We start from the raw sequence: 20,979 nt of genomic DNA, 5'->3' as shown, positions 1-20,979 counted from the left end.
GCGCCGGCCGCCCCAGTCATTTTGCTATCATATTTATAGCTATCAGCGCTTGATTGATAAGCGCTAGAGGCCAAAAACACCCAAAGTCTAGTCACCCGCGCGCCTTCAGCGCGGTCTGCGTGATGGCGCGGCCCAGCGATTCGAAGGCGCGTCCGGCCTGCTTCTGTTCGTCCAGCCCCTCAGCACAGGTGGCCACGATGATCGCGCGCTGCCCACCGTCCTGCGGGTCGATCACGCCCATGTGGCAGGCACGCTGAAACTGCGTGCCGGTCTTGTGGATGAAGCGCACGGTGCGCGGCAGGCCGGCTTCGAGCCGGTACGCGTCGTAGGTGTCGAACTTCAAATCCTTGTAGAGCAATTGCTGGTGTTCGGCGTTCAGCAGCTTGCCGCGCACCAGGTTTTCCAGCAGGCCGCCATAGGCCACCAGCGACGCGGTGTTGTCGCCCCGGCGGTAAAAGCGCGCGTACGCTTCTTCCATGGTCTGCACCTGCAGCGACTTTTGCGGCACGTCCAGCGCGCGGGCCAGCGCCTGCACGCGGCGCGGGCCCATGGGGGCGCCGGCGATGCGCACCAGGTCGGTGTGCGACAGCTTGCGCGCGTCGGGGCTGAATTCGGTATAGACGCCATAGCGCACCTCGGCAAAGTCGGTGATGCGGCCGGCGCCGGCGCCCAGCAGGGCGCGGGCGCGCTGGGCGATGCCGTCCTGGCCGGCAGTGCGCATCAGCATGTTGGCGGCGGTGTTGTCGCTTTCCATCAGCATGCGGCGCAATAGGTCTTTCACGTCGTGGCGCGTGCCGTTGTCTTGCCACACCACGCCGCCCGATCCGTCGACCTTGTCGCCTTCCTGCACCACCACTTCCTGGTCCATGCGCAGGCGGCCTTGCTCCACCTCCCGCAGCACGGCGATGGCGATCGGCAGCTTGGCGGACGATGCCAGATACCAGGGCCGGTCGGCCTGGTGGGCGAAGACTTCGCCGGTGTCCAGCCGCTTGACGTACACACCCAACTGGCCGGGCGTGTCGCGCTCGATGCGCTCGACCTGCTGGCGCATGGCGGCCACCCAGGCGCCCGGTGCGCTCAAGGCGGCCGCCGTCGTCTGCGGCGCTTTCTGTTGCGCTGGCTGCTGCTGCGCCAGCGCGGCGTCAGGGCTCGTCGCCGCGCAGATCGTCGTCAATAACGCCAGGGCCAGGGGCAGGGCCCGTGCGGCCCGTGACGGCGGGCATGGGCAGGGCGTCGGGCGGGGCGCGCTGGGTGAGAGCTGGCACGGTTTGGCAGGGTGGTTCATGGGGTTTTCCGTGGGACAGCAGACCGGACTGGCACAGCGCGATACCGACCTGGCGCAACGTGCGGTCGGACCGGGTGGTGGAGAGTTCGCCCCGCGTGCAGGCCACGACGATGACGCGCGCATCGCGTGTGTGCTGCGACGATGGCGCGAAGGTGACCAGGCCGGAATCGCAGGTGCGCGCGCGCTGCGTGCCGGTTTTGTGGGCAAAGCGCGTGCCGCTGGGCAGGCCCGCCTTGATGCGCTGCGGGCCGGTCTTCACGCGTTCCATCACGTCCAGCAGGTAGCGCGTGTGCGCGGCGTTCAGCAGCCGGCCTTGGACCAGTTGCGCCAGCAGCTCGCCGTACGCATCGAGTCGGCCGGAATTGAGGCCGGTGGCGTAGTAGGCCTCGAACGCATCGCCCACGCCGATGGGCGCCAGGCTGGCGGTGGGCACGCGCACCAGGCGCGCCAGCGTTTCCTTCACCTCGCGGTCGCCACGCTGGGCTTTCAGCGTGAGAAAGTCGCTGCCCGACAGGTGCACGGCCTCGGGCGTGAGCTGGCTGTAGGCGTGGCGCCGCACGTCGGCCAGCGTGGTAATGCGGTCGAGCCCGCCGGGTACGGCCTCTTGCGCCACGGCGTTCACGGCCGGCTGGCCGACCAGGCCGATCAGCATGTCGGTGGCGGTGTTGTCGCTGTAGATGATCATCTGTTCGAGCAGCCAGCGCACCGTCAGGGCCGAGCCCACCGGCTGGCGCTTGGCGGGGCCGGCGCCGTCCACGTAATCGGCCTCGCGCAGGGTCAAGGGCGTGTCGAGCGTGAACGCGCCGCGCTCCACGCCGCGCAGCACGGCAACGGCCACGGGCACCTTGACGGACGAGGCGAGGTACCAGCGCTCGCCCGCGTGAAAAGACATCGCCTCGCCGGTGTTCAGGTCGCGCACATACACGCCGAAGGGCGTGGCGCCGGCGGCCACGGCGCGTTCCAGCTCACGGTGCATTGCACGCGCCCACGCTGCCGGGCGCTGGGTAGGCGCTGGCGCGCTTTGCCACTGCGGTGAAGGGGACGAAGGCGAGGGCGCCTGGGCGAATGCTCCGGGCGGCAGGCACGGCAGCGCGGCCATCGCCAAGGCCGCTAGGGCAGGGCGCACGGCATGGAATGGGGGTGTCGATGACAGGTGCTTGGGCAAGTTCAAAGGCATGGGCAGCGTGGCGTGGCTTCGGCGCAAACCGGCTGGAACTGGAACAGGCACCCACCGTATCGCGTCGCACAGGCACGCTGCGTAGCGCCCCGCGCGCCCTGCGTGTCGGACACGGGCGCATGGCCTTTGCCCGGCTCCGGTCAAGCCACTGTTTTTATAATCAGTGGTTCATGCCGGACTTCCAACCCACCCGTACCCACCGCACCCGTTTGATGCAGATCTGGCGCTCTGCCGGCTGGCCCTGCAAGGACGCTATCGAGATCGACCTGCTGGCCGCCCGGCTGGTGGCGCAGCACACCACGTGCGAAGGCCACGAGGTGCTGCGCCTGACCGATGCCGGCATCACCCTGCTGGCCCAGGCGCGCCAGCGCGGGCTGCGGGCGCTGTCGGCGCACGACCGGCTGGCGGAGCGCTTTGCCGAACATCTGCTGGGCGCCGGGCGCATCGTGTGGCGAGAGCTTTCGCTGCGCGCCGCGTTGGCAGCGCCGGTGGCCCCGGCAGGCGCGGTGCCGGCCACCGCGCTGGCCGGCGCACCCACGCTCTGGGCCGATGAAGAGGCGGCACCGTCCACCGCGCCGCGTGCCGCGCAGGTCTGGCGCATGGCGCGGCCCGATCTTTTTTCGGTGCGCAACACCAGCGTGTCGGCCTATCTGCAACCCATGGTGCATGAGGTGAAAGCCAGCCGGGCAGACCTGCTGTCCGACCTGCGACATGCCGACAAACGCCAGGCGTACCAGTGGCTGTGCGAGGAGTGCTATTACGTATTTCCCGCAGGCATTGCCACGGCCGACGAGATCCCCGAGCAGTTCGGCGTGTGGGTGCTGCACGGCGGGCTGGAGGAGGGCAGTGCCAGCCGTTTCGAGTTGCTGCGCCCCGCGCGCCACGCCCGCTGCACGCTGCCCTTTGCCGTGTGGATGACGCTGTGCAAGGCCACGCCGATGCGCGCGCAGGGCGAGCCCGCGCAGGCGCAGCTGGGCGAGGGAACGGGCGAGGGCGTGGATGAAGGCTTGGGCGAAGGGCTCGAAGGCGCCGAAGACCTGGTGGCCGACGCCGATGCCGCCGCGCCCTGCGGTCCGCCGCCATCACTATCGCCGCCACTACCGCAGCCGGAAAGCGCCGTGTGACCTACACCGTCGCGGTGCGCGAGCTGTGCGAGTTCACCGCCAAGGCGGGCGACCTGGACCTGCGCTTCACGCCCGCACCCACCGCGCTGGAAGGCATCGCCGGCCACGGCACGGTGGCCGCGCGGCGCGGCCCTGATTACGAGCGCGAGGTGACGCTGGCGGGCGACTGGCGCCAGGGCGAGCGTCACCTGCGTGTGCGCGGCCGGGCCGATGGTTTCGACGCCGCGGCCGGCCGGCTGGAAGAGGTCAAGACCTTCAAGGGCCGGCTCGACCGGCAACCCGCATCGCACCGCGCGCTGCACTGGGCGCAGGCCAAGGTCTACGGCTGGCTGCTGTGCCAGGCGCGCCAACTGGCGCACATCGACGTGGCGCTGGTGTACTTCGACATCGGCACGCAGGCCGAAACGATGTTGACCGAGCGCTGCACCGCCCAAGCCCTGCAGGCGCATTTCGAGCTGCAGTGCAGCCGCTTCGTGGCCTGGGCCGAGCAAGAGGTCGCCCACCGCGCCGCGCGTGATGCAGCGCTGGCCGCGCTGGCCTTTCCGTTCGGCGGCTTTCGCACCGGGCAGCGCCCGCTGGCCGCAGCGGTCTACCGCGCCGCGACGGCTGGGCGCTGCCTGCTGGCCCAGGCGCCCACCGGCATCGGCAAGACGGTGGGCACGCTGTTTCCGCTGCTGAAAGCCGCGCCGGGCGAGCGGCTGGACAAGGTCTTCTTTCTGGCCGCCAAAACCTCGGGCCGGCAGGTGGCGCTGGACGCACTGGCGCGCCTGAACCCATCCGATGCCACAGGCGGTGCACTGCCGCTGCGCGTGCTGGAACTGGTGGCACGCGACAAGGCTTGCGAGCACCCCGGCCAGGCCTGCCACGGCGACGCCTGCCCGCTGGCACGCGGCTTCTACGACCGCCTGCCCGCAGCGCGCGCACACGCCTTGCAACCCGCAGCAAGCAGCACCGGCCCGCTGGCACTGGACCAGGCGCACGTGCGCGAGGCCGCTCTGGCCCACGGCGTGTGTCCCTACTACTTGTCGCAGGAGCTGGCCCGCTGGGCCGACGTGGTGGTGGGCGACTACCACTACTACTTCGACCTGGGCGGACTGCTGCACGGGCTGGCGCAGGCCAACCAGTGGCGCGTGGCGCTGCTGGTGGACGAGGCGCACAACCTGGTCGAGCGCGGCCGGCGCATGTACACCGCCGAGCTGCTGCCCGGCACGCTCTATGAAGCACGCCAGTCGCCCACCGCCGTGGCCGTGCCGGCCGTGAAGAAGGCGCTGAACCGCGTGCGGCGCGCGTGGGTGGCGCTGGACAAGTCCCAGCCTGACGGCAGCGGCTACGCAGTGCAGGACGCCGGCTTTCCGCCCGCCTTGCTGGCCGCGCTGCAGCAGGGCAGCAACGCCCTGGGCGAGCACTTCGCCGAACACCCAGAGCAGGCTGACGGCGCACTGCAGGCCTTCTATCTGGAGGCGCTGCACACGCTGCGCATGGCCGAGCTTTTCGACACGCACTCCATCGTCGATGTACAGCGGCCCGCAGGCAGCCCAGTTGGTGGCTCCACCGTCTGCGTGCGCAATATCGTGCCCGCGCCGTTCCTCGCACCGCGCTTTGCGGCCGCGCACACCGCCACGCTCTTTTCAGCCACGCTGGCGCCCACGCGCTACTACGCCGACCTGCTGGGCCTGCCCGAAGGCCACGCCGCCGTGGAGGTCGAATCGCCCTTCGCCGCCACGCAACTGCGCGTGCAGGTGGCGCGCCACATCTCCACACGCTACGCACACCGCGCGGCATCGGCCGAGCCGATTGCCGACCTGATGGCCGCGCAGTTCACCGAGCAGCCCGGCAACTACCTGGCTTTCTTCAGCAGCTACGACTACCTGGCGCAGGTGGCCGGCGCCTTCGCCCGCCGCCACCCGCAACTGCCGCACTGGAGCCAGTCGCCGCGCATGCAAGAGGCCGAGCAGCGCACCTTCCTGGCCCGCTTTACCGACACCAGCGAAGGCATCGGCTTCGCGGTGCTGGGCGGCGCGTTCGCCGAAGGCATCGACCTGCCGGGGCGCCGGCTGATCGGCGCGTTCCTGTCCACCCTGGGCCTGCCGCAGATCAACCCGGTGAACGAGCAGATCCGCGCGCGCATGCAGCAGCTCTTCGGCGCGGGCTATGACTACACGTATCTCTACCCCGGCCTTCAAAAGGTGGTGCAGGCCGCTGGCCGCGTGATTCGCACGCCCAGCGACGAAGGCGTGGTGCATCTCATCGACGACCGGTTTGGGCGGGCAGAGGTGCGGCGGCTGCTGCCCGCTTGGTGGGCGGTGTGGTGAAGCCGACTGAAATAAGACATGAATTGGCCTCCAGCGCTTACACCGCAAGCGCGAGCAGCTATAAAAATAGTAGCCATGGATCGTAGCGGCATGAAGCTCCAGCGGCGTTGCCACCACCGGCCTGCGTCTGCCACACTGCGCTCACACCTCGCGACGCCCCGCACGCTCAACGCACGCACCCCCACCGGCATGGCCTCTTCCATCGACCCGTCCCGCACGCCCACAGCGCCGGTGATCCGCGTGCTGGCCGAGGCAGCGCTGCAGCGGCAGAACATGCTGCTGCGCCCGAACGACGCAGGCCGCGCCGCATCGGCAGGGCCGGTGGACCTTCCCTTTCCCGCCCCGCAACCCGGCGCCGGCGCGTTGCCGCTGCCATCCCCCTTGCCATTGCCGCTGCCCTTGCCCGCCCAGGCCGACCGCGTCAGCCTGTCGGCCCAGGCGCGGGGCAGCCTGCTGAACGCAGGCGAGCCAGCGCTTGGCACCGCCCGCACGACTGCAGGCGCTGGCGGATCGAATGGCCGGCCTGCGCAGACGCCGGCAGGCGGCACCGCCCGCACCACTGCGGGCGTGGCAGCAGAAGCGACTGCCGCAGTGCGCCCCACGGCCTGGCCCGCTGGCGGCGTGGCCGCGCCGCTGCGCCAGGTGCTGGATGCGCTGGTGCGCCAGCTCACCGCGCCGGGCCAGGCGCAGCGCGTGGTGGCAGCGCAGCCCTGGTCGGCAGCCTTGGAGCAACGCTTGACCGACGACCCCGCTGGCGTGCCGCCCCTGCGCACGTGGCTGGTGGGCCAGGGCACGGTGCAGACGCCCGAGGGCGCGCGCAACCTGTCGCTGGCCTTGCGTGTGCCGGCCGCGTGGATGCAAGAGCAACCAGCGGCCGCAACCACCGGCCAGGCGAGCACCGCCACGGCAACAGGCACGCTGGCGGCCGCTTTCGCCGGCCGTCCGCAGGCGCTGGCCTCAGGCCTGTTCGCGCTGGTGCTGCAGCCTCAGGAGCCAGACGGCGCACGCACCAGTGCCTTGCTGTCGATCGATTTCGCCCCCTGGCTGGCCGCGCAGGCCGCGACGGTCTACGGCCGCGACCCGCGCATCGCCGACCCCTGGCTGCAGATGGCCGCGCTGCAGGCCAGCGGCTGGCGCCCGCCGGCGGACGACGAAGCCCAGGACGGCCAGGGCACGCCGTGCGACACGCCGGGCTGCCCTTACGCAGGGCGCGCGGCCTGCGTGCAGCCGTTCTGCATGGCGCTGCGGGTGGTGCCTGCCGGCGCCGCGCAGGCTGCGGACAACGGGCCACACCCGCCCACCTGAGCCGGCGCCCGAAAAGCAGACGGCCGATAAAAAAAACCGCCAGGACCCGATGCGGGCGCTGGCGGTGCTTTGGCAGCAGCCGGCGTTGTGGGCCGAACCGCTGATCCCGTGGAACGCTTTATGGGTACAGACCGCGCATCTCGCGGGCGTGCAGGATGCGCTGGCAGGCCACGATGAAGGTGGCGGTGCGCAGGCTCACCTTGTGTTCTTGCGCCACGTGCCAGATGCCTGCAAAGGCCTCTTGCATGATGCGCACCAGGCGGGCGTTGATCTCGTCTTCGCTCCAGAAGAAGCTGGAGAAGTCCTGCACCCATTCGAAGTAGCTGACCGTCACGCCGCCGGCGTTGGCGATCACGTCGGGCAGCACCAGCACGCCCTTGTCGTGCAGGATGTCGTCGGCTTCGGTGGTGGTGGGGCCGTTGGCGCCTTCGATCACCAGTTTGGCCTTGATCTGGCCGGCGTTGTCCTTGGTGATCTGGCCTTCCAGCGCGGCCGGAATGAGGATCTCGCAGTCCACGCCCCAGAAGTCTTCCTTGGCCATGACGTCGGCGCCGGCAAAGCCGCCCACGCCGCCGGTCTTCTTCACGTGTTCCAGCAGGGCCGGCACGTCGAGGCCGCCGGCGTTGTGGATGGTGCCGGTGTGGTCCTGTACGGCCACGACCTTGGCGCCCGCTTCGGCAAACAGCTTGCCCGCGATGCCGCCCACGTTGCCGAAGCCCTGCACCGCCAGGCGCGCGCCTTCAACGGGCAGGCCGGTCAGCTTGGCAGCTTCCACACCCACGGTGAAGACGCCGCGGCCCGTGGCCTCGACGCGGCCGAGCGAGCCGCCCAGATCAACCGGTTTGCCGGTGACCACGCCGGTGGAAGTGGCGCCGGTGTTCATGGAATACGTGTCCATCATCCAGGCCATGATCTGGCCGTTGGTGTTCACGTCAGGGGCGGGAATGTCCTTGGACGGGCCGATCAGCAGGCCGATTTCGCTGGTGTAGCGGCGCGTGAGGCGCTCGAGCTCGCCGCGCGAGAGCTTCTTGGGATCGACGCGGATGCCGCCCTTGGCACCGCCGTAGGGCACGTTCACGGCGGCGTTCTTCACCGACATCCAGGCCGACAAGGCCATCACTTCGGACAGCGTCACGTCCTGGTGAAAGCGCACGCCACCCTTGCCGGGGCCGCGGCTCAAGTTGTGCTGCACGCGGTAGCCTTCGTAATGGGCGATGGTGCCGTTGTCCAGCTCGATCGGCACGTCCACGATCAGGATGCGCTTGGGTCGCTTGAGCGTTTCCACCCAGCGCGCCAAGCTGCCCAGGTACGGGGTGACGCGGTCTACCTGCTGCAGGTAGTTGCCCCAGGGGCCGAGGTGGTCGGCCTGGAGGTAGGAGGGCACAGGGTGTTGATCGAGGGTGCCGGAGGTGTTCGACATGGGTTCCTTGCGGATCGGAGGTTTTGGTAGGGCCACTGTATGCCTGCCGTTACAACCTGTCCAAGGCCGGTGTGTTTCAGTGTTATGCATTCGACGCATAACGTTGCAGAACCGGTTTCTGCACACTCATCTTCATCAAGATTGATAGTTGCACGCGCTTATCAGACAAGCGCTAGAGGCCGATTTGGCTCAAAAACCCGCCACTACCCCCACACCCTCAGACCGGCAACCCCTTGGCGCGCAGCGTGGCGTTGAAGCGCTCCGGGTCGGCCGTGCCCGCCAGGTTGCTGGCGCGGATGCGGGCTTCCTTGTCCAGGTGCAGGCGGGCGCGTTCCAGCACCAGCGCGGCATCGGCGGCGGGAATGGCGATCACGCCGTCGGCGTCGCCCAGCACCAGGTCGCCGGGCAGCACGGCCAGGCCCGCGCAGGCGATGGGCACGTTGATTTCGCCCGGGCCTTCCTTGGCTGGCCCGCGGTGCGTGTGGCCGCGCGCGAAGACGGGCAGGCCGCCCTCGGCCCATTCAAGCCGGTCGCGCACGGCGCCGTCGATCACCAGCCCGCCCAGTTGCTTGACCAGGCAGGTGGTGCGCATCAGGCCGCCCATCAGCGCCTGCGTCACGTCGCCGCCGCCATCGATCACCAGCACGTCGCCGGGCTGCACCAGCATCAGCGCCTTGTGAATCATCAGGTTGTCGCCCGGGCGCACGCGCACGGTGACGGCCTGCCCGCACAGCACGGCGCCCAGGTCTTCGTGGTAGCCGTGCAGGCCGGTGGCGCCCACGCTGCGGCCCATGCAGTCGCCCGCCACGGCCACGGGAATGCCCTTGAAGGCGTCGATCAGCTCAGCCGGCAGGCGGGGCGCGCTCGCGCCGATGCGGTAGCCGGGCGGCCAGTCAGCGGCAGAGATGGAGGAAGAGGGCGGGTTCGTGGTCATGGCGTGGTGACTCGGCAAGAAGGAAGGGAAGCACCTGCGGGTTGACGCAGCAGGCGGGATCGATGCGGCCGTGGGCGAGCGCGGCCAGCACGGTGCGCGCGGCGCCGCTGGCCATCGCATCCAGCGCGGCGGGCGTGGAGCCGCCCACGTGCGGGGTCAGCACCACCTGGGGCAGCGACAGCAGCGGGCTGCCCGCTGGCAGCGGCTCGGCGGCCGTGGTGTCCAGCCCCGCCGCAAAAAGGTGGCCGCTGCGCAGCGCGGCGATGAGGGCGGGTTCATCCACCACCTCGCCGCGCGCGGTGTTGATGAGCAACGCGCCGCGCGGCATGCGGGCGATGCGCTCGGCATCCATCAGCCCGCGCGTGGCGACGTTGAGCGGCACGTGCAGGCTCAGCACGTCGGCGGCGCACACCACGTCGTCCACCGCGGGCAGCAGGCGCACGGCCTCCAGCCCGGCGGGCACGGCGCGCAGGGCCGGGTCGAACGCCACCACCGGCATGCCCAGCGCCAGCGCCACGCGTGCCACGCGCTGGCCGACGTCGCCCAGGCCCACCAGGCCGAGCGTGCGGCCCTGCAGTTGCAGACCGTCCTGAGAGCGCGACCAACGGCCGGCGCGCAGCTCGGCGTCCATCCAGGCGATGCGCCGGGCGGCGGCGAAGATCAGGCCCCAGGTCATCTCGGCCACCGACTGGGCGTTGGCACCGGGCGTGACGCACACCGCAATGCCCAGCGCGCTGGCCGCGGCCACGTCGATGTTGCTGACACCCACGCCGTGCTTGCAGACGATGCGCAGCGTGGGGCAGGCCACCAGTTGCGCGGCGGTGAGCGGTGCGGTGCGGGAGATGACGGCATCCACCCGTTCGGCCGCCAGCAGGCGCGTGAGTTCGGTATTGTCATCGGCGGCATCCGCAGGCAGATACAGCACGCGGCAGCCGGCATCGGCCAGCAACGCGGCGCCGGCGGGCGCCAGCGTGGGCGCGGTGACGAGCACCGTGAAGGCGCCGCCCGACCCCGCCGTTTCAGCCGCTCCAGGGGTTTTGGCGCCCATCATTCGATCTGGATCTTGGCCTGCCGCACCACGTCGCCCCAGGTGCGGTGCTGCTCGCGCACCAGCGCGGCGAACTGGTCTATCGTCTGGCCGGCGGCAGGCGTGCTGCCCTCGTTGGCGAACTTGGTCAGCACTTCCGGCTGGGTGATGACGCGGTTCACCTCGGCATGCACGCGGTCCAGAATGGTCTTGGGCACGCCCACCGGCGCCACCACGCCCGACCAGGTCTGCGCGTCGAAGCCGGCAAAGCCCGACTCGGCCATGGTGGGCACTTCAGCCAGCGCTTTCAGCCGCGCGGGCGAGGTGACGGCCAGCGCCCGCAGGCTGCCGCCCTGCACCGGGCCCAGCACGGCGACTGAATTGCCGATGAAAAAGTCCACATGCCCGGCGCGCAGGTCGTTCACCGCCGGGCCGGCGCCCTTGTAGGGCACGTTGACCAGTTGCACGCCGGCGCGGCGCTCGATGAGTTCGATGGTCAGGTGCGCCACCGTGCCGTTGCCGGCGAAGGCCACGCGCAGCGGCTCCTTGCCCGCCTTGGCGGCGGCCAGCAGCGCGGCCAGCGTGCGGTGGGGCGAGTCGGCCTTCACCGTCACCACCATGGGCTGCGACGCCACCAGGGCGATGGGCACCAGGTCTTTCAGCGGGTCGAACGGCATCTTGGCGTAGAGCGACGGATTGATGGCCAGGTTGGCCGTCTGGCCGATGCCCAGCGTGTATCCGTCGGGTGCCGAGCGGGCCACTGCGTCCAGCCCGATGTTGCCGGCCGCGCCGGCGCGGTTGTCCACCACGATGGTCCAGCCGGTGGCGGCCGTGAGGCGGTCAGCCACCAGGCGGCCCAGAAAGTCGGCACTGCCGCCGGGCGGGAAGGGCACGATCAGGCGGATGGGGCGCTGCGGCCAGGCGCTGGCGGCGGCCGGCTGGGCCCAGGCGGCGAGCGGGGCGAGGGCGCTGGCGCCCAGGGCGGCAGCGGATGCGCCGAGAAAGGCGCGGCGTTGGATGGTCATGGCGTTGTCTCCGTTGTTGTGGCTGTGCGGTGCATTCTGGAAGGGCGATTCATTCCCGTCTATTGGATAAGATTCATGCACCCATTCCTTTTGGTGATGAATTCATGGCTGTGAACCTGCGCGACTTGAGCTACTTTGAAGCGGTGGCCGAACTGGGCCACCTGGGCCAGGCCGCCGAGCGCCTGGGCCGCACGCAGCCGGCGCTGACCAAGTCGATCCAGCGGCTGGAAGCGGCCTTCGGCGCACCGCTGTTCGAGCGCGCGGGCCGGGGCATCCGCCTGACGGCCGTGGGCGAGGTGCTGCAGGCGCGGGCGCGCGTGCTGCGCGGCGCCAGCGAAGAGGCCATGCGCGAGGTGGCCGATTTCGCCCAGGGCAACGCGGGCCACGTGCGCATCGGCAGCGGCCCCATCGCCGCCGACCGGGTGCTGCCCGCGCTGTGCCAGCTGCTGCTGCAGGAAGCCCCACGCACCACCATCGACATCACCGTGGGCCCGAGCATGGAGCTGCGCCAGCGCCTGGCCGAAGGCGGCATCGACCTGCTGATCGGCCTGGTGCCCATGCCCGATGGCGCCTTCGAGACGCACCCCATCTTCGACGACGCGGTGGTGGTGGCCACCAGCCCCGGCCACCCCGTGCTCGCCTTGCCGGAGGTGACGCTGGCCGCGCTGCTGGACTATCCCTGGGCACTGCCCGCTGCCAGCATTCCAAGCCGCCAGTGGCTGGACGCCGTGTTCCAGTCGCACGGCCTGCCCGCGCCGCACGTGCAGGTCAGCGCCAATTCGATTCCGCTGCTGCCGGCGCTGATCGCCCGCACGGGGCTGCTGAGCTTCGTGTCGCGCCGCACGCTGGTGGAGGGCAGCCACGGCGCGCTGGCCGAAGTGCCGCTGGCCGCCACCACGCTGATCCGCACGCTGGGCGTGACGCACCGGCGGGGCGGCTACCTGTCGCCCGCCGGGCGGCGGCTGGTGGCGCTGCTGCGATCGCGCGGCGAGGCACTGATCGCTGATGCCAAAGTGCAGGCCGATCTGACTGCCGACGCGCCGTGACGCGCACCGTGCCAATCAAGCCGATGCTCAGAACTTGAAACCCTTGAGCAACTGCGTGCCCGTGCCGATGGGGTCTTGCCGCAGCCGTGTTTCCTCGCGGCCCACGTACGTGAAGATGCCCTCGGACGTCTTGCCCGCCACGTAGTCGGTCAGCCGCGCTTCGTCGAAGCCCAGGGCTTGCAATTGCGACGTCTTCTGCAGCACGCCGCTGCCTTGCAGCGCGGCGCGCACCAGCGGCTGCAGCTGCGCAGTGATCTGCGAGCCGGTGCTCTTGCGCAGGTAGTCGGTGGCGCCGGTGCTGCCGCCGCGGGCGATGTCCACCGCGTCGTTCAGCGTGGCCTTGTCGATGGCGGCGCGGAAGATCGGCTTGGCCTGCGCGGCGGCCTGCTCTGCGGCGCGGTTCAGGGCGGCGTCCAGGTTGGCCGACAGGCCCGATTGCTGGGCCAGCTCCAGCAGCTTGCCGACGTTCTTGTTGCCCGCGCCGGGCAGGGCGATGCGAATGGCCGAGTCGGACGAGAAGGCGCCGGGCTGCGACAGCTTGTCGAGTGCCGCATCGGACGCCTGGCCCAGCAGCGGCTTGATGCCGAAGCTGGGCATCTGGGCGGCGGCGGGCAGCACGATGGCGGCGCAGGTGAGGGCGGCGGTGGCAAAGAGGTTGCGCAAAGACATGGTGGTGTTCCCCGAAGACATGGACATGCGCGCCATTCTGCGCTGCGGCGGTGGGCGGGCGGCCCGTGTCATTCCACCTGGAAGTGCTCCAGCGCCGGGTCGCCTGCCGGATAGCGCAAGTCCAGGTTCTTGAGCACCGCGCGCAGCACGGTCGCGATCATCAGGTTGCGGTGCGTTTTGGAGTTGGCCGGCACGATGGTCCACGGCGCCCAGGGCGTGTGGGTGGCGGGCAGCAGGGTTTGATAGGCGCGCTGGTAGTCGTCCCATTGCTGGCGCGCGGCGATGTCGCCCATCTCGAACTTCCAGTGCTTGGCCGGGTCGTCCAGCCGTTCCTGCAGCCGCTCGCGCTGTTCGTCCTTGCCGATGTGCAGCATGAACTTGACGATCACCGTGCCGGTCTCGGCCAGCAGGCGCTCGAAGTCGTTGATGTGCGCCAGCCGCTGGGCGTGCTGCTCGGGCGTGATCCAGCCCTGCACCACCGGCACCAGCACGTCTTCGTAGTGGCTGCGGTTGAACACCACCGTCTCGCCGGCCGCCGGCACTTGCTGGTGGATGCGCCAGAGGTAGTCGTGGGCGCGCTCGACCTCGGTGGGCGCCTTCCAGCCCACCACGCGCACGCCCAGCGGGCTGGTGCGGCCGAACACGCCGCGCACCGTGCCGTCCTTGCCCGAGGTGTCGGTGCCCTGCAGCAGCACCAGCAGCTTGAAGCGCCGGTCGGCATAGAACAAATTCTGCAGGCCGTCGAGCTCGTCCGCCAGCGCCAGCACGGCGGCCTTGTCGCTGGCTTTGTCGCCCTGCGAAAACGGCTTGGCGGACGGATCGAACGCGGCCAGTGAGAAGTCGCCACGGGCCTTGGCGGCTGCGCCGGCACCGGGCTTGCCCGGCTGCCATGCCCGCCAGCGTGCGGCCAGGGCGTCGTCCGGAAGATCGAAGGGGTGCTGCACGGGTGTTTTCATGCCGGCCATTGTGGCGCGGCATGCAAAGGTCACCAGCGTGGGCCGTTGGCGCCGCCCCTTCCACACGCAGTGTCTGGGGGCGCCGGCAGCACCAGTCAAGCAGCCTGCAGATGGATGCTACTATTTTGATAGCTACTAGCGCTTGATGGATAAGCGCTAGAGCCCTATTTCACTCATGAAACCCATGCAGGGCCACTTCAGAAGCTGATCTGCACCCCCGCCACTACCTGGCGCCCCAGGCCGGGGATGACGGCGATGGCGTTCCACGATGCCGCGGCGTAGTGCTTGTCGAACAGGTTGTGCACGTCCAGCGTCAGGCGCGTGCGCGGGTCGATCTGCCAGTAACCGCGCAGTCGCACGGTGGTGTAGGCCGGCAGGCGGTAGGTGTCGGTGGCGGTGCCCGTGCGCTCGCCCACGTGCACCAGGCCGCCACCCAGGCCGTAGCGGCCGCCCGAGGCCAGCCGGTCTTCGCGGATGGCGAACAGGCCGGCGCTCACGCGGGGAATGCCCAGCAGGCGCTTGCCCACCAACGCGGGATTGTTGTCGCGGAGCACCTCGGTGTCGGTGAAGGCGGCGTTGGCGGTGATGCGCCAGTGCGCGTCGAGCTGGCCTGCGACGTCGGCCTCGATGCCGCGGCTGCGCACCTCGCCGGCGGCCACGCTGAAGTTGCCGTTGTCGGGGTCGCGCGTCAGCACGTTGGTCTTGCGGATGTCGAACACGGCAACGGACGCGTTCAGGCGCTGGTCGGCCGACTGCCACTTGGCGCCGGCGTCGAAGGCCTTGCCCTTCTGCGGATCGAAGGCCTTGCCCGACGAGTCAGCCCCGGCGTTGGGACGGAACGAGCGGCCGTAGGACACGTAGACCGAGCTGTTCGGCGTGAGCATGTAGTTCAGGCCCAGGCGCGGTGTGGCAGCCGAGTGCTGCTGGGCCTGGCGCGTGTTCGTCATCTGGTTGACGAAGTCCTGGTTGAACCGGTCAAAGCGCAGGCCGGCCAGCAGCTTCCAGCGCGCGCTCAGGTCGATCTGGTCTTGCAGGAACAGGCCCGTGGCGCGCAGGCGGTCGTCCTGCAAAAAGCCCTGGGCCAGCGGGCCGCGCGGCACGTTGCCGTAGACGGGGTTGTAGATGTCGATGGGGTAGCGCTGGGCCGAATAGCGGATGTCCTGGCCCATGTACAGGCGCCACGACTCCAGCCCGGCCAGCACGGTGTGGCGCAGGCCACCGGTGCTGAACTTGCCTTCCAGCTCGGCCTGCACTGAGGCGTCGCGCGAGGGCAGCGTGCGCCAGCTGTCGGTGCGCGACAGGGTGCGGCCGTCGGCCCCCAGCAGGCCGATCTGGCCGGTGCCGAAGTCCACCGCGTCGCCATACAGTTCGGTCTCGCGATAGGCGCCCCCGAAGCGCGCGCGCCAGCCACGCCCCAAGTCGTGGTCCAGCGTGAGCTGGTGCGTGTCGCCGTTGACGTGCAGGTTGCCGCGGTTTGCCTCCTGCAGGTAGCGGTTGCCGGGCAGCGCCAGGGCGTCGCCGCCGACCTGCACCGTGCCGCGGTCCAGCGGCGTGCGGATGCGGATGATCTCGGCCTCGTACTGCAGCACGGTGTCGGCATTGACGGCCCATGTCAGGGCCGGGGCGATCACATACTTCTTGTTGTCCACCAGGCCTGTGCGGCTGGCGCCGTCCTCGGCCGCCACGTTCAGGCGGTAGGCGATGTCTTGCGACAGCGGGCCGGTGGTGTCCAGCGTGGCGCGGCGCATGCCCAGCGTGCCCACTTCCAGTCCGGCCTTGTGGGCCGCGGTGAACTGCGGCTTCTTGGTGACGATGTTGATCGTGCCGCCGGGCTCGCTGCTGCCGTAGAGCGCAGCGGCCGGCCCCTTGAGAAACTCCACCCGCTCGATGGTGGCGGCGTCGCGCTGCGGGCCGTAGCCGCGGCCCGAGGCAAAGCCGTTGAGCAGCGAGCCGCCTTCGGTATTGCTGAAGCCGCGGATGGCGTAGTTGTCCCAAGTGCCGCCAAAGTCGTTCATGCGGGTGATGCCGCTCACGAAGTCCACCGTGTCGGCCAGCCGCTTCGCGCCCAGGTCTTCGATCAGCTGGCGGGGCACCACGCGCACGGACTGCGGGGTTTCGATGAGCGGCGTGTCGGTCCGGGTGGCGGCGGTGTTGCGCTGAGCACCCTGGTAGCCGGTGGCACCGCTGGCGTCCTGCACCCGCACTTCCTGCAACGTGACGGCAGGAGCTGCCGAGGCCGTGTCGGCAACGGTGTCTGCGGCATGCGCAGCCAGTGCGGCCAAGCCGGTGCACAGGGCCAACGCGGCCTGGGCCGCATGGGTGAGGGATGCGCAGTGCGCGGTGGAAGAAGAGGAAACAGGCATGAACGCAAAGCCCAGGCGGTAAAGCCGGGCGCGGGTTGGAGGGGGAGAAAGGACGCAGGACAGCGGGGAGGGGCCGAATTCTAGTTCTCAAATGAGAAGTAATCTCATTTGATGTGGCACAGCGGCCACACTCCGCCCGCCGGGAGGCGCCCTGAGAACCTGTTCTAAACCTGCCCGCGCCCCATCAGTTCGACGAAGCGCCGCGCGCCCAGGCCCTGCGGGCGCTCCTTGGACCACACCACGTCCACCCACAGCGCCACGCCGTTGCTGAGATTGCTGAACGGCATCTCCACCAGTGTGCCGGCCTGGATGCGTGGCTCCACCAGCGCGCGCGGCTGCCAGCCCCAGCCCAGGCCGGCCTCGATCAGGCCCAGGGCGGCCAGGTGGTTGTCGGTGCGCCAGTGGTGGCGGGCGAAGACGAAGCGCGGGTCGGTCTGCGCCAGGTCGCGGCTGGCCACGACGATCTGGCGGGTGGTGGTGAGGTGCACTTCGCTCAAAGGGCCGTCGCCGGCCGCTTGCATCACCGGGTGCTGCGGCGCGATGACGGCGACCAGGGTTTCGCTGCCGACTTCCTGAAAACCCTCGCGGCCGTCGATGCTGGGGCGCTCGAACACCAGCGCCAGTTGCGCGCGGCCGGCGTGCAGCAGCGCCACGGCGTCTGCCTGCGGCGCGGCCAGCACCTCGACCTGCAGCAAGGGGTAGTCGCTGGCCAGCGCGGCGAGCGGCCCGGTCCAGTGCGCGGCGAGCAGCTCCGGGGCAATGGCGATGGTCAGGCGCTCTTCGAGCCCCTGCGTGAGGGCCAGCGCCTGCGCGTTCAACTGCTTGAGCTGAGCTGCGAGCAGCCGTGCCTGCGGCTCCAGCGCCCGGGCGGCGGGCGTGGGGCGCGGCTCGCGGCCGCTGCGGTCGAAGAGCTGCACCGCCAGCTCCGCTTCGAGGTGCGCAATGGTCATGCTGACCGCCGAAGGCACGCGCGCAAGCCCGCGGGCGGCGGCGGAAAACGAGCCCCGGTCCAGCACGGCCAGGAACACATTCACGTTGTCTGAGGAAAAAGCCATGGCAGTGCTTCTATCAGAAATATTGAAACAAGCTGACTTTAAGTTTCAGCAGCACGCACATACAGTGCGGCCATGGCTTCCTCCAATGTTTCCCGCTCTGCCGTTTCCAACGCATCCCATCCCGCGGCCCCAGGCCTGCAGGGCGTTCGCCGCCGCGTGGTGTATGTCGCGCTGTACGAGGTGATTGCCATCGCTGCCGCTACCGTCGGACTGGCGTTTTTCACCGGCCAGGGCGCAGCGCATGCGAGCGCGGTGTCGGCCATCGCCTCGGCCATTGCCATCGTCTGGAACGTGGCCTTCAACTGGGCCTTCGAGCGGTGGGAGTCGCGCCAGCCCTCACGCGAGCGCACCGTGGGCCGGCGGGTGGCGCACGCCATCGGCTTCGAGGGCGGGCTGGCCTTCATCCTGGTGCCCGTGCTGGCCTGGTGGTTTGACGTGAGCCTGTGGCAGGCGCTGATGATGGACTTGGGCTTGCTGGTGTTCTTTCTGGTCTACACCTTCGTCTTCAACTGGGGCTTCGACCGGGTGTTCGGGCTGCCAGCGTCGGCCCTGGCCGCACCCGCCGCGCCTGCCGGCACTGTGGCGGCGACGGGCTGATCTGACCTGATAGCTTGACCGCTTGACCGCTCAGTAGGGCAGCACGAAGCCGTTGCGCCCGGCGTTGATGCGCAAGGCCGTGGGTGTGCCGTTCACCTCTTGCGCGCTGAGCGACACGCTGGCGCCCGGCACCAGCAGGCTGCGGTCGCCGCGGCGGAAGGTGACCACCGGCGTGCCGGGCGCCAGCGTGACGGTTTTCTCTCCCCCTGGGTAGGTCAGCCGCAGCGTGCGGCCCTGGGTGGCCGCATTCGCCACCACAGCGCCATCGGTCACCGCAGCCACGTTGGCCACGGTGGCGTTGGTCATGGTGCTTTGCGGCTGCAGGTCGAACGGGCGGTGGCCTTCACCCGCGCCGCGGGCGGATTCAGGAAACACGGTGACCGCAATGGCCAGTTGCGTGCCGTCCGCCTGGGGCAGCGCAGCCGTGCCGATGAAGCTGCCCGGCTGGATGCTGGCCAGCTCGATGGGGTAGACCTCCTGCACTACCAGCGTGGGCGCCAGGGCCAGCACGACCGTTTGCCCGCCGCGCTCCTTCACGGTGAGCGTGGTGGGGGTGACGGCTTCGATGGTGCCGCGCAGCCGCACGGTCTGCACCGCCTGCGCTGGCGCTGCGGCCGCCGGTGCCGCAGGTGCCACGGTTTGCGCCGTGGCACCGAAGCTGCCCAACAGCAAGGAGGCAGCCATGAAAAGCGGGGGCAGGAGCGCAGGGGCGTGATGGGGCTTCATGGGCGTGGCGGCGTGCGGTGGAGGGAAAAAGTCATGATGCCCCAAAGGCGCTTCACCCGCCGCAGCGTCAGGGCGCCACGCTGGCGCCAAACCGAAAGCTCGATGCCGTCACGCCGCCGTACACGCCCACCTCGTGATACACGCAGTCGGCCGCTTCGGCTTCGGCGGCGCCTGCCGCCACCATCAGCGGAATCAGATGGTCTTCGCGCGGGTGCGCCAGGCGGGCGGCGGGCGCGCTTTGCCAGTCGATCAGCCGCGCTGGCCGCTCGGCCGGCGGCGTTGCTACCACCGCATCCTGCAGCCATTGGTCGAAAGCCGCCGAGGGGGCCCGGCCGGCCTCGCCAAAGCGGCGCAGGTTGTGATAACTCAGCCCGCTGCCCAGGATCAGCACGCCTTCGCTGCGCAGCGGTGCCAGCGCGCGGCCGAGCGCCAGGTGCAGCGCCGGGTCCAGGTCGCGCTGCAGAGACACTTGGATGACCGGCACGTCGGCGTCAGGGTAGATCACCTCCATCGGCGAGAAGGTGCCGTGGTCGAAGCCGCGCTCGGCATCGAGCCGGCTGGGCAGGCCCGCTGCTTCGATGAGGGCCGCCACGCGCTGGGCCAGCGCGGGCGCGCCGGGCGCCGGGTAGCGCACTTCATACGTATGGGGCGGAAAGCCGAAATAGTCGTAGAGCATGGGCGGCTGCGGGCTGGCCATCACGGCAAACACGTCGTCTTCCCAGTGCCCGGAGATCACCAGCACGGCCTTCGGAAGGGTGCCGATCTGGCGTGGAATGTCTTGCAGCGACAGCTCCAGCTTGTGCAGGTCGCGCCGCATCTCGGTCACATAGGGCCAGGGGCCGCCGCCGTGCGAGATGAAGTAGGTGGGCAGCACAGCGGTGGCGGTGGGAACCGGGGAAACAGGAGAAGGAGAAGAAGAAGCGGTCATGTGGGGCTCCAACAATGGCGAGGAACAGATGGCCCGAGGTTAATGTTTCCCGTAAAGGAAATCGATGGCGATAGAGTGATGGTCATCTTTCCTTTTTTGGCAACCATGAACCCTGCAGATCTCGACTTGACCGGCATCCGCGTGTTCCAGGTGATCGTCGAAGCCGGCAGCTTCAGCGCCGCCGCAGACCGCCTGGGCATGGCGCCGCCCATGGTCAGCAAGCACATCGCGCGGCTGGAGCGCGCACTGGGCGCGCGTCTGCTGAACCGCACCAGCCGCAGCATGAGCCTGACGGAGGCCGGCACGGCCTTCTACGCCCAGGGCCGGCAGGCGCTGGAACTGCTGGATGCGGCGGCGTCTTCAGTCGGCCGCGGCCAGCAACAACCGCAGGGCGAATTGCGCATCAGCGCCCCGGTGTGGTGTGCCACGCCGCGCTTCGCCAGCCTGTTGGCGGACTACAGCCGCGCCTGCCCGGAGGTGCGGCTGGATCTGCACCTGGACAACCACATGGTCGACCTCGTCTCGGACGGCTTTGACGTGGCGCTGCGCATGACCGCCGAGCCCGCACCGCAGCTGATCGCGCGCCCACTGTGCCAGATGGCGTTTCACTGGGTCGCCGCGCCCGGGCTCTTGCATGACCTGGACCATGGAGCGGACCTGGCCGGTGAACGACCGCCGATCCCGGTGATCCTGCCCAACTACGTGCCGCTGGACCGCATGAAGGCCAGGCTGCAAGAGGGCATGCGCAGGCGCATCGACCCCATCATGAAATCGAGCGACACCACGCTGGGCTACCACGCCATGGCGGCCGGCATCGGCGCAGCGTTCATGCCCGCCTGGCTGGTGGACGACGACCTGGCCGCCGGCCGGCTGGTACGGCTGCCGGTCGACACAGGTTATGTGAACACGCTGTATGCGGTGTATGCCAGCCGGCGGCAGATGCCGCTGAAGGTGCGCAGCTTCATCGATTTTTTGGCGGAGCGGTTGGGGGGGTTAACGGCAGCGTCCACGGAGACGGAAACCGGCATCA

General features: G+C 69.7%; 18 protein-coding genes. 6 read left to right on the top strand and 12 right to left on the bottom strand.

What is annotated here, in order from left to right; translation table 11 throughout:
• Positions 1–91 precede the first annotated feature (91 nt).
• Positions 92–1,174 (bottom strand): serine hydrolase, encoded by a 1,083-nt coding sequence (locus RQI28_RS12385; RefSeq protein ID WP_311222206.1) that lies wholly within the window; start codon positions 1,172–1,174, stop codon positions 92–94.
• Positions 1,143–2,411, bottom strand: a complete 1,269-nt coding sequence (locus RQI28_RS12380; RefSeq protein ID WP_311222205.1) for a serine hydrolase — start codon at positions 2,409–2,411, stop codon at positions 1,143–1,145. Before RQI28_RS12380 ends, RQI28_RS12385 begins: the two co-directional genes overlap by 32 nt.
• A 221-nt stretch (positions 2,412–2,632) precedes the next feature.
• On the opposite strand from RQI28_RS12380, the gene RQI28_RS12375 reads away from it, so the two are divergent.
• From RQI28_RS12375 to RQI28_RS12365, 3 genes are all read left to right on the top strand, one after another.
• Positions 2,633–3,586 carry a hypothetical protein gene (locus RQI28_RS12375; RefSeq protein ID WP_311222204.1) on the top strand — a complete coding sequence of 318 codons (954 nt, stop codon included), beginning with the start codon at positions 2,633–2,635 and terminating at the stop codon, positions 3,584–3,586.
• Positions 3,583–5,898, top strand: coding sequence for an ATP-dependent DNA helicase (locus RQI28_RS12370; RefSeq protein ID WP_311222203.1), 2,316 nt, complete (start codon positions 3,583–3,585; stop codon positions 5,896–5,898). The genes RQI28_RS12375 and RQI28_RS12370 overlap by 4 nt, the downstream gene beginning before the upstream one ends.
• Before the next feature lie 189 nt (positions 5,899–6,087).
• Entirely contained in the window at positions 6,088–7,203 is a 1,116-nt protein-coding gene (locus RQI28_RS12365) for a hypothetical protein (protein WP_311222202.1), read from the top strand.
• Between the two features lie 118 nt (positions 7,204–7,321).
• On the opposite strand, the gene RQI28_RS12360 is transcribed toward RQI28_RS12365, so the two are convergent.
• From RQI28_RS12360 to RQI28_RS12345, 4 genes are all read right to left on the bottom strand, one after another.
• Positions 7,322–8,623: a Glu/Leu/Phe/Val dehydrogenase gene (locus tag RQI28_RS12360; RefSeq protein WP_311222201.1), complete on the bottom strand. Its 1,302-nt coding sequence runs from the start codon at positions 8,621–8,623 to the stop codon at positions 7,322–7,324.
• A 217-nt stretch (positions 8,624–8,840) separates the two neighbouring features.
• Positions 8,841–9,557 (bottom strand): RraA family protein, encoded by a 717-nt coding sequence (locus tag RQI28_RS12355; RefSeq protein ID WP_311222200.1) that lies wholly within the window; start codon positions 9,555–9,557, stop codon positions 8,841–8,843.
• The gene (locus tag RQI28_RS12350; protein WP_311230421.1) at positions 9,517–10,608 is read right to left on the bottom strand and encodes a hydroxyacid dehydrogenase; all 1,092 of its coding nucleotides are present in this window, start codon (positions 10,606–10,608) and stop codon (positions 9,517–9,519) included. The genes RQI28_RS12355 and RQI28_RS12350 overlap by 41 nt, the downstream gene beginning before the upstream one ends.
• Positions 10,605–11,609, bottom strand: coding sequence for a tripartite tricarboxylate transporter substrate-binding protein (locus RQI28_RS12345; protein WP_311222198.1), 1,005 nt, complete (start codon positions 11,607–11,609; stop codon positions 10,605–10,607). Before RQI28_RS12345 ends, RQI28_RS12350 begins: the two co-directional genes overlap by 4 nt.
• A 104-nt stretch (positions 11,610–11,713) precedes the next feature.
• Here RQI28_RS12345 and RQI28_RS12340 point away from each other — a divergent pair, with 104 nt between their 5' ends.
• A complete protein-coding gene (locus RQI28_RS12340) occupies positions 11,714–12,655 on the top strand; it encodes a LysR family transcriptional regulator (RefSeq protein WP_311222197.1) in 942 nt (313 codons plus the stop codon).
• 27 nt (positions 12,656–12,682) lie between these two features.
• Here RQI28_RS12340 and RQI28_RS12335 read toward each other — a convergent pair whose 3' ends face one another.
• From RQI28_RS12335 to RQI28_RS12320, 4 genes are all read right to left on the bottom strand, one after another.
• Positions 12,683–13,324, bottom strand: coding sequence for a DUF4197 domain-containing protein (locus RQI28_RS12335; protein ID WP_311222196.1), 642 nt, complete (start codon positions 13,322–13,324; stop codon positions 12,683–12,685).
• Between the two features lie 68 nt (positions 13,325–13,392).
• Entirely contained in the window at positions 13,393–14,280 is an 888-nt protein-coding gene (locus RQI28_RS12330; protein WP_311222195.1) for a PPK2 family polyphosphate kinase, read from the bottom strand.
• Between the two features lie 197 nt (positions 14,281–14,477).
• The gene (locus RQI28_RS12325; RefSeq protein ID WP_311222194.1) at positions 14,478–16,643 is read right to left on the bottom strand and encodes a TonB-dependent siderophore receptor; all 2,166 of its coding nucleotides are present in this window, start codon (positions 16,641–16,643) and stop codon (positions 14,478–14,480) included.
• A gap of 164 nt (positions 16,644–16,807) precedes the next feature.
• Positions 16,808–17,698, bottom strand: a complete 891-nt coding sequence (locus RQI28_RS12320) for a LysR family transcriptional regulator (RefSeq protein WP_311222193.1) — start codon at positions 17,696–17,698, stop codon at positions 16,808–16,810.
• Between the two features lie 72 nt (positions 17,699–17,770).
• Between RQI28_RS12320 and RQI28_RS12315 the strand changes: the two genes are divergently transcribed.
• On the top strand, positions 17,771–18,295 hold the full coding sequence (locus RQI28_RS12315) for a PACE efflux transporter (RefSeq protein ID WP_311222192.1): 525 nt from the start codon (positions 17,771–17,773) through the stop codon (positions 18,293–18,295).
• Between the two features lie 30 nt (positions 18,296–18,325).
• Here RQI28_RS12315 and RQI28_RS12310 read toward each other — a convergent pair whose 3' ends face one another.
• Complete coding sequence (locus RQI28_RS12310) at positions 18,326–18,979, bottom strand: hypothetical protein (protein WP_311222191.1); 654 nt, start codon at positions 18,977–18,979, stop codon at positions 18,326–18,328.
• Between the two features lie 109 nt (positions 18,980–19,088).
• A complete protein-coding gene (locus RQI28_RS12305) occupies positions 19,089–19,949 on the bottom strand; it encodes a class III extradiol ring-cleavage dioxygenase (protein ID WP_311222190.1) in 861 nt (286 codons plus the stop codon).
• Between the two features lie 105 nt (positions 19,950–20,054).
• On the opposite strand from RQI28_RS12305, the gene RQI28_RS12300 reads away from it, so the two are divergent.
• The coding region (locus RQI28_RS12300; protein WP_311230893.1) for a LysR family transcriptional regulator at positions 20,055–20,979 on the top strand (925 nt) is incomplete at its 3' end.

It is taken from the genome of Acidovorax sp. WCS2018Noco2-16, assembly GCF_031843945.1.
Taxonomy (GTDB): Bacteria; Pseudomonadota; Gammaproteobacteria; order Burkholderiales; family Burkholderiaceae_C; genus Paracidovorax.
This window is presented reverse-complemented; position numbering and strand designations above follow the sequence as displayed.